Origin of the sequence: Immundisolibacter sp., from assembly GCF_050250495.1 — a bacterium.
In the GTDB taxonomy this organism is placed as follows: Bacteria; Pseudomonadota; Gammaproteobacteria; order Immundisolibacterales; family Immundisolibacteraceae; genus Immundisolibacter.
The window spans coordinates 1-6,839 of the sequence record NZ_JBFWOM010000039.1 but is presented as its reverse complement, the minus strand read 5'-3'; the positions used below and the strand labels follow the sequence as shown (position 1 = coordinate 6,839).

Genomic DNA, 6,839 nt, shown 5'->3' with positions numbered 1-6,839 from the left:
CCCCGCTGTCCGCTTCCTTCAGAAACCCGATGATCTGCTCTTCGCTATACCGCTTCTTCACGTCCGACCTCCTTCGGTCTCAGTCGGACTCTAAGCCTCCGCGCTACTCAATCAGGGGGTAACGTCGATTACATCCCGGCCTGCCGGCACAGCTCTTTGACCGGCACCCCGGCGTCAGCCTGCTTGAGGATCGAGACAACCTGGGTCTCGCTGAACTTTTGACTTCTTCATGGAACCTCCTGGCGGCACAAACATGCCAGAAGTTCTACTCCGCAGGTGTCCGCGTTCAGGGGGAGGTTACGATTACAGTTACAGCGACCCTCGTGCCCGCGACGCATCAACGCGGCCGCGGGCTCACCGCACCGGCCGTGCCAGCACCAGGAGCGACAGGCCGAACGGCAGGTTCCAGCGCCGCAGCCACGGGGCCTCGGCGGCGAACAAGCGGCCCAGAACGCCGTTCACCGCCGGCCCCGGCAGGGCGGAACCCGACGCCGTGGTGTTGCCACGCCAGCGGTCCAGCAGTCGCGCCGCAACCGCCGGGGCAAAAAGCAGCGTGTTGAAAAAACTCAGCCGCTCGACCGCAAAGCCGCCTTCCGCCAGCACGCGGCGCAGGCCGCTGTGCGAGTAGCGGCGCTGGTGGTGCAGGTGCTCGTCGTGCACGCTCCACAGCCACTGATGCGCCGGCACCGTCAGCAGCAATCGCCCGCCGGGGGCGAGCAGCCCGCCGATGGCCGCGAGCGCCGCGCGGTCGTCCGCCACGTGCTCCAGCACGTCGAACAGGCACACCAGATCGAACCGCTCGCCGTCGAACGGCAGCGCGTCCGGCAGGCGCCCGTCGCGCACGTCCACGCCCGTCTTGTCGTGCGCAAAGGCACGCGCGTAGGCGTCCATTTCGAGCGCCGTCACGCGCCCGTAGCGGCCGAGCAACGGCAGGTTGCCGCCGGGGCCGCAGCCGATTTCGAGAATGCGCGCGTCGGGCGGCAGGTTCAGACCATCCAGTAGCGCCGCCAGCACTGCCCGCCGGCCGACGAACCACCAGTGGCGGTCCTGGTGCTCGGCCATGAAGCGGTACTCACTGGCCTCCATGTTCGCGCCTCACGATGTAGGTGGGGCGCTGCTTCACCTCGGTGTACACGCGGCCCAGGTACTCGCCGAGCACGCCGATGCCGATCAACTGCACGCCGCCCATGAACAGCACCGCCACCAGCAGGGAGGCGTAGCCCGGCAGATCCACACCCAGCCACAGCACGCGAAACACGATGTACAGCGCGTAGAAAAACGCCAGCAGGGCCACGGCGGCGCCAAGATACGTCCACAGCCGCAGCGGCGCCGTGCTGAAACTGGTGATGCCCTCCAGCGCCAGGTTCCACAGCTTCCAGCCGGAAAACTTGGTGGTGCCGGCAATACGCGGTGCACGCTGGTAGTCCACCACCGCGGTGCGAAAACCCACCCACGCGAACAGGCCCTTCATGAAGCGCCGCCGCTCCGGCAGGCGCTTGAGTGCATCCGCCACGCAGCGGTCGATGAGCCGAAAATCGCCCACGTTCTCCGGCACCGGGGTGTCGGCCACGGCGTTGACCACCCGGTAGAACCACCGCGCCGACGCGCGCTTGAGCAGCGAGTCGCTGGCGCGATCGGTACGGTGACCGAGCACCACCTCGTAGCCCTGCTCCCAGGCGTCGATCAGTTGCAGGATCACCTGCGGCGGGTCCTGCAGGTCGACGTCGATCGGGATCAGCGCGTCGCCGCGCGCGGCATCCAGGCCCGCCGTCAGCGCCGCCTCCTTGCCGAAATTGCGCGAGAACTCCAGCACCCGCACGCGCCGGTCCCGCGCGACCAGTTCGGTCAGCGCCGCCAGCGTGCCGTCGCGACTGCCGTCGTCCACGAACAGCAGCTCCACCCGGTAGCCGCGCGCTTCGATCTGCCCCAGCACATCCGCCATACCGTCGAGAAACGGGCCGACGGCGGCCTCCTCGTTGTAGACCGGAATAACGAACGACAGGGTTTTATCCGAGGCCACGTTCACCTCGCCGCGTCGCAGACATCGATGGCGTACAGCACGCGGCCCTGCGCATACGGCTTGCCGTTGTAGGGATTGGCGCGCAGGGCGTCGATTTCGCGCAGCGTGACGCAGCCGTCGGTGTCGATCTTTTCGCCCTCGCGCACGTAGAAATGGGTCGCGCCCAGCGCGCGCACCGTGGCCGTATCGAACCGCCAGCCGCCGTCTGCTTGACCGAACCGGCGCCGCGCTTCGAGCACATCGATGATCCGGTTATTCAAGCCCGCGCCCATCAGCGGCAGATTGGCCGACCGCTCGTAGCCATTGACCACCCGGGAGCCGGCCGGCAACTGGTCGAGTGCCTGCGCATATTCGTGCCGCATGTACCGTGGCGCCAAGTGCCCGTGTGACAACCCACCCAGCGTGGCCCGCGCCTGCCCGAGCAGCGGCGGCAGCAGCATCAGCAGGATGCCGCTCGCCAGCAGCGCCTCGTAAGCCGTGCGCAGCCGGCCCGAGGTCTGCGTCAACTGCCAGCCGGCCAGCGCCAGCAGCGGCACGATCGCCGCCATGAAATAGCGCGGTTGGCGGTCGCCCAGCAGCCACCACACGGCGAGTACGCCGAGCGCCAAGACCAGCAACTGCACGTGCACGCGCCGCCCCTCGCCCGCCGGCCGTGCCCAAGCCGCGAGTGGACCCAGCGCCAGCGCCACCGGCACCGTGGCCGCGAAGAACGGCCCGAGCCCCGAGCTGTGCTTGAAGTTCTGGCCCGCCGCGTGCCCCTCCTGCCACGGGTACAACAGCCAGCGCCAGCCGGCGCTGACCCATTCCCGCTCGTTGCCGGTGTTCGACAGCAGGTTCTGATCGGCCGGCGCCAGCCAGCCGAGCCAGTCGAACACGCCCGGCACATACACCGGGTACAGCGGGTTGCCGCGCTCGACGTAGTTGCGGATCAGCCAGTACGCCATCGGCAGCAGCGCCGCCAGGGCATACACACCCAGCGTGCCAAGGCGCTGCGGGAACCTGCCGCCGCCCGCCGAACCGAACAACAGCGCCATCCCCAGCAGCCCGAGCGGCACCAGATGCAGGCTCTTGAAGCCAAACGCCAGACCGGCCGCAAGGCCGCCAAGCGCCGCGCAAGTCCGCGCCGGCAGCGGCTGCACCAGCACGAAATACATGGCGATGGCAATGAACGCGACGCCGCCGAGATCCGCCGACACCTGCAGAGCGCCGAACGAGAACAGCGGAATCGTGGCGAGTCCGCAGGCCATCAGCAGCGCCGCATTGCGATCCGCACCCGCGCCGCGCGCCAGCGCAAACAGCGCCGCGGCGCACAGGGCGAGGAACGGCAGGTTGGCCAGCGCGACCAGACGCTCCGGCAACAGGTAAATCCAGAACCCCGCCCACAGGCTCATGTTGATCGGGTAGGCGTGCATCCAACTGCTATCCCAGATGCGCAACGTACCCTCGCGCAGCACACGCACCGCAAGCGGCACGTGATACGCCTGCGCCTCGAAGCCCTGCGGCCACGACCCCATCAGCAGCAGGGCCAACACGCCGAAACCGCCCAGCACTGGCAAGGCCGTGAGCACCGGCACCGGTCGCCAGCGCGGCGGTGGTGCAGCCACGTCCCGCCCAGCCAGCGCCGATACCGACAAGGTGCGCGCGACCAGCCAGACCGCCGCGCACAAACCGCCGGCCGCGGCCGTCACCAGCGGCAGGCTCACCACCGGGCGCCCGGTGACCAGCTCGACTCCACCCGCCACCTGAAACGCCAGCACGAACACGCCCATGAACACCGTCACGGCGGCCAGCCAGCGGTTGGTGCTGCTCGGCCCGACTCGGCGCCAGACGACAGCCGCCGCCGCACCGCACAGGCCGATGAACAAGACTCCGAGCAGCGCATCGAGCCCGCCATGCGGCATGGTCAGGCCCCCACCATCAGGTTTCGGCCGCCACTGAGGAGCGCCTTCACCAAAAAGCGGAACCCGTCGCTCGCCGCGTAGTACAGCAGCGTCGACACGATGGCGCCCAGCAACGCCAGCACGCCGATCCGCCGGGCGCTCGCATGGCTATCGGTTTTCATCGAACAACCTCCCTCACTTGCGCCACGTGTACACGCTGGTCACTGCGTAATTCCAAACCGCCCCCACCAGCACACCGGACAGCGCAGACACCACCCAAAAGGTCTGGCGCTGGAACAGCCAGGCGGCAATGCCCACGTTGGCGAACGCGCCCACGCTGCACGCCAGCGCAAACGACAGCCAGCCGGTGAGGAAACGCCAGCCGCGGCGGCGCCGGTCGCGGTAGGTGAGCGAGTTGTTCACGACGTAGTTGAAAGTCATGGCCACCAGCGTGGCGATGACCTGTGCGCTCACGAAATCGACGCCCAGCCCGCGGAACACCAGCGCGAGTGTCACCAGATGCACGCCAACGCCGAGCCCGCCCACCGCCGAGAACGCCAGAAACCGCACCGGCACATAGCGCCCCACCAGCTTGTCCGCCAGCAGTATCAGGTAGTCCCACACCACCTTGCTGTCGAGCTTGCTCTCGCCGGCCTGGCGGCTGCGAAACGTGTACGGCAGCTCCACAAAGCGCAGCGGTCGCGGCGCGGACGCAAACAAATCGACCAGAATCTTGTAGCCGATGCCGGACACGCCACCGCGCAGGCAACCCATCAACGCCGGGCGCGTGAGCATGAAAAAGCCGCTCATCGGGTCGGTGAGATCAGCCTTCAGCACCGCGCGACTCAGGCGCGTCGCAAGGCGACTGATGCCCTGCCGCTGCGCGGAAAAATCCCCCACCCCGCCACCAGCCACGTGGCGGCTGCCGACCACGATGTCCGTCTGCCCGCCGCGCAGCGTGTCCAGCATCGGCCGCAGCAGCGCGGGGTCGTGCTGCAGGTCGCCATCCATCACCGCCAGGCAGGGCGCCGACGACGCCAGCATGCCCTCCACGCAGGCGCTGGACAGCCCGCGCCGGCCGACGCGCTGCACGCAGCGCACGCGCCGGTCGGCCTGCGCAATGTCGCGCGCCCGCTCGGCCGTGCCGTCCGGCGAGTCGTCGTCCACGAACATCAGCTCCCAGTCCACACCGGCCAACGCCCGGTCTACCGCTTCCACCACGGCGGCCACGTTGGCCGCCTCGTTGAAGGTGGGCACCACAACGGTCAGTTCAGGCATTCACGATTCCAGTTCGATGGGTCCATAAAGGGCACAGCCCGCCGTGGCGGACCCGGCGCCGCTCATGCCGCGGGCGGTAACCGGCCGCGCAGCACCACCGCATGGCTGGCGAGCGCGGCCAGCGGCGGTACGCGGTGCAGCAAGCCGCGCACGAAGCCGCTGTGGGCGATCTCCCCCGCCAGGCGCCAGCGGCCCGGCACCAGCGGCAGCCAGTGCAGTTCCACCTGCTCCGCGCCGGCCTCGCGCAGCCAGCGCGCCAGCCGCCACGGATCGTCGTAGCGCATGTGCGCCGGCTTGCCGCGCACGCGCCGCCAGGCACCGGCCACGCAGTGCGGCGCACTGTAGCGGTTCAGCGCGTCGATCCACACCTCGCCGCCCGGCCGCGCCACCCGGCACAGCTCCCGCAGCGCCGGACGTGCGTCGGTGAGCGCCTGCATCACGCCAAAACAAAGCGCGCCGTCGAAGCTGGCTGATGCAAACGGCAAGGCGCGTACGTCAGATGCCGCCAGCACCGCCAGCTCGCCAAGCCGCTCGGCCGCCTTGTGCAGGCTCGGCAGGGAATAGTCCGCACCGACCACCGCAGCGCCGCGCGCCGCCAGCAGCCGCACATACGTGCCCGCGCCGCAGCCGGCGTCGAGCCAACGCCCCGGCGGCGCCCCGGGCGACCACAGGCGCTCGAAGTTGGCCAGCCGCGCGGCGAGGCCGGACTCGCTCCAGCCGGCGATGGCCGCGTCGCTGCCCTGGCTCTGCCCCCACGTCTCGAAACGCTGGCGCCAGCGCCCCTCGAAGCCTTCCGGTGGATTACTCATCGGCCCGCTGCCGCGCCGTCACGACGCAACCCCCCGCGCCACCGTGGGGGCGCCGCCCTCGCCGCGAATCGGCAACACCGCGGCATCGACGCGAGCCGGCCCTGCTTCGGTAAGCGGCCCGTGGTCGTGCACGCTCGAAGAAAGTCACTGGACCGCGCCTGCCCTGGAGCACCGGGCCAAGCGGAATAGAGGCGTTGCGGTTTGGTCGCCCATGCTTCATTAGGCGTGGTCATCGCGAGGGCGCAAGCGTCCCCACCCACACCTGCTTGTTCGCCTCGGCCTCGCCATTGATGCCGCCGCCCATCAGGATGACCCGACCGCTGCTGTGCATGAAGCCGCTGTTGCCCCAGCCATCGCCCTGGTCGATCTTGGTCCAAGTGGCGGTCGCGGGATCGAACAACGCCGCGTGCCGGGGCGTTTGCGGGCTCGACGTTGGCCGGATCACCAGCAGCTTGTCGCCGGCCGGGAACACCATCTGCATCTCCCAGCCCTCGGCCGGCACCGGCCACGGCGCCACGCTGTAACTGGTCAGCTTGTGCGTGTCGAGGCTGTAGCTCTCGATCACCTGCGCCCGGTTGCACCACCACACGTTGCGCCCCAGCCGGGCCGTGCGGGCGTTGAACCGCATCGGACCTTTCGGCAGCGGGTAGACGGCCCACTTGCCGGTTTCAAGGTTCAGGTGCCGGGCCGATTCGTCGATGATCTGGATAATCTCGTCCTTGTCCGGGTCGATCACGGCGTTGGTGATGTAGCCGAACCGCGTCTGGTCAACGTGCGCCGGCACCGTCCACAGGTTCGTGGCCGGGTTGAAGGTGATGACCTTGGCCTTGACCGACTTCTTGGCGTCAAAGC

7 protein-coding genes and 1 pseudogene are annotated in these 6,839 nt (G+C 69.1%); all 8 read right to left on the bottom strand.

Going from position 1 to position 6,839, the window contains the following annotated elements; all coding sequences use genetic code 11:
• Nucleotides 1-131: 131 nt before the first annotated feature.
• A pseudogene (locus tag AB7F93_RS13845) lies at nucleotides 132-227 on the bottom strand (transposase); the annotation flags it as partial.
• A gap of 127 nt (nucleotides 228-354) precedes the next feature.
• Nucleotides 355-1,086 carry a class I SAM-dependent methyltransferase gene (locus AB7F93_RS13840; protein WP_428303497.1) on the bottom strand — a complete coding sequence of 244 codons (732 nt, stop codon included), beginning with the start codon at nucleotides 1,084-1,086 and terminating at the stop codon, nucleotides 355-357.
• On the bottom strand, nucleotides 1,073-2,020 hold the full coding sequence (locus AB7F93_RS13835; RefSeq protein ID WP_428303496.1) for a glycosyltransferase family 2 protein: 948 nt from the start codon (nucleotides 2,018-2,020) through the stop codon (nucleotides 1,073-1,075). The genes AB7F93_RS13840 and AB7F93_RS13835 overlap by 14 nt, the downstream gene beginning before the upstream one ends.
• 2 nt (nucleotides 2,021-2,022) lie before the next feature.
• Nucleotides 2,023-3,921, bottom strand: a complete 1,899-nt coding sequence (locus AB7F93_RS13830) for a hypothetical protein (protein ID WP_428303495.1) — start codon at nucleotides 3,919-3,921, stop codon at nucleotides 2,023-2,025.
• Between the two features lie 2 nt (nucleotides 3,922-3,923).
• Nucleotides 3,924-4,082: a hypothetical protein gene (locus AB7F93_RS13825; protein ID WP_428303494.1), complete on the bottom strand. Its 159-nt coding sequence runs from the start codon at nucleotides 4,080-4,082 to the stop codon at nucleotides 3,924-3,926.
• Between the two features lie 13 nt (nucleotides 4,083-4,095).
• The gene (locus tag AB7F93_RS13820; protein ID WP_428303493.1) at nucleotides 4,096-5,178 is read right to left on the bottom strand and encodes a glycosyltransferase; all 1,083 of its coding nucleotides are present in this window, start codon (nucleotides 5,176-5,178) and stop codon (nucleotides 4,096-4,098) included.
• Nucleotides 5,179-5,240: 62 nt separating this feature from the next.
• A complete protein-coding gene (locus tag AB7F93_RS13815; protein WP_428303492.1) occupies nucleotides 5,241-5,987 on the bottom strand; it encodes a class I SAM-dependent methyltransferase in 747 nt (248 codons plus the stop codon).
• A gap of 229 nt (nucleotides 5,988-6,216) precedes the next feature.
• Nucleotides 6,217-6,839 (bottom strand): hypothetical protein (locus AB7F93_RS13810; protein WP_428303491.1); only part of this gene is annotated, 623 nt, incomplete at its 5' end.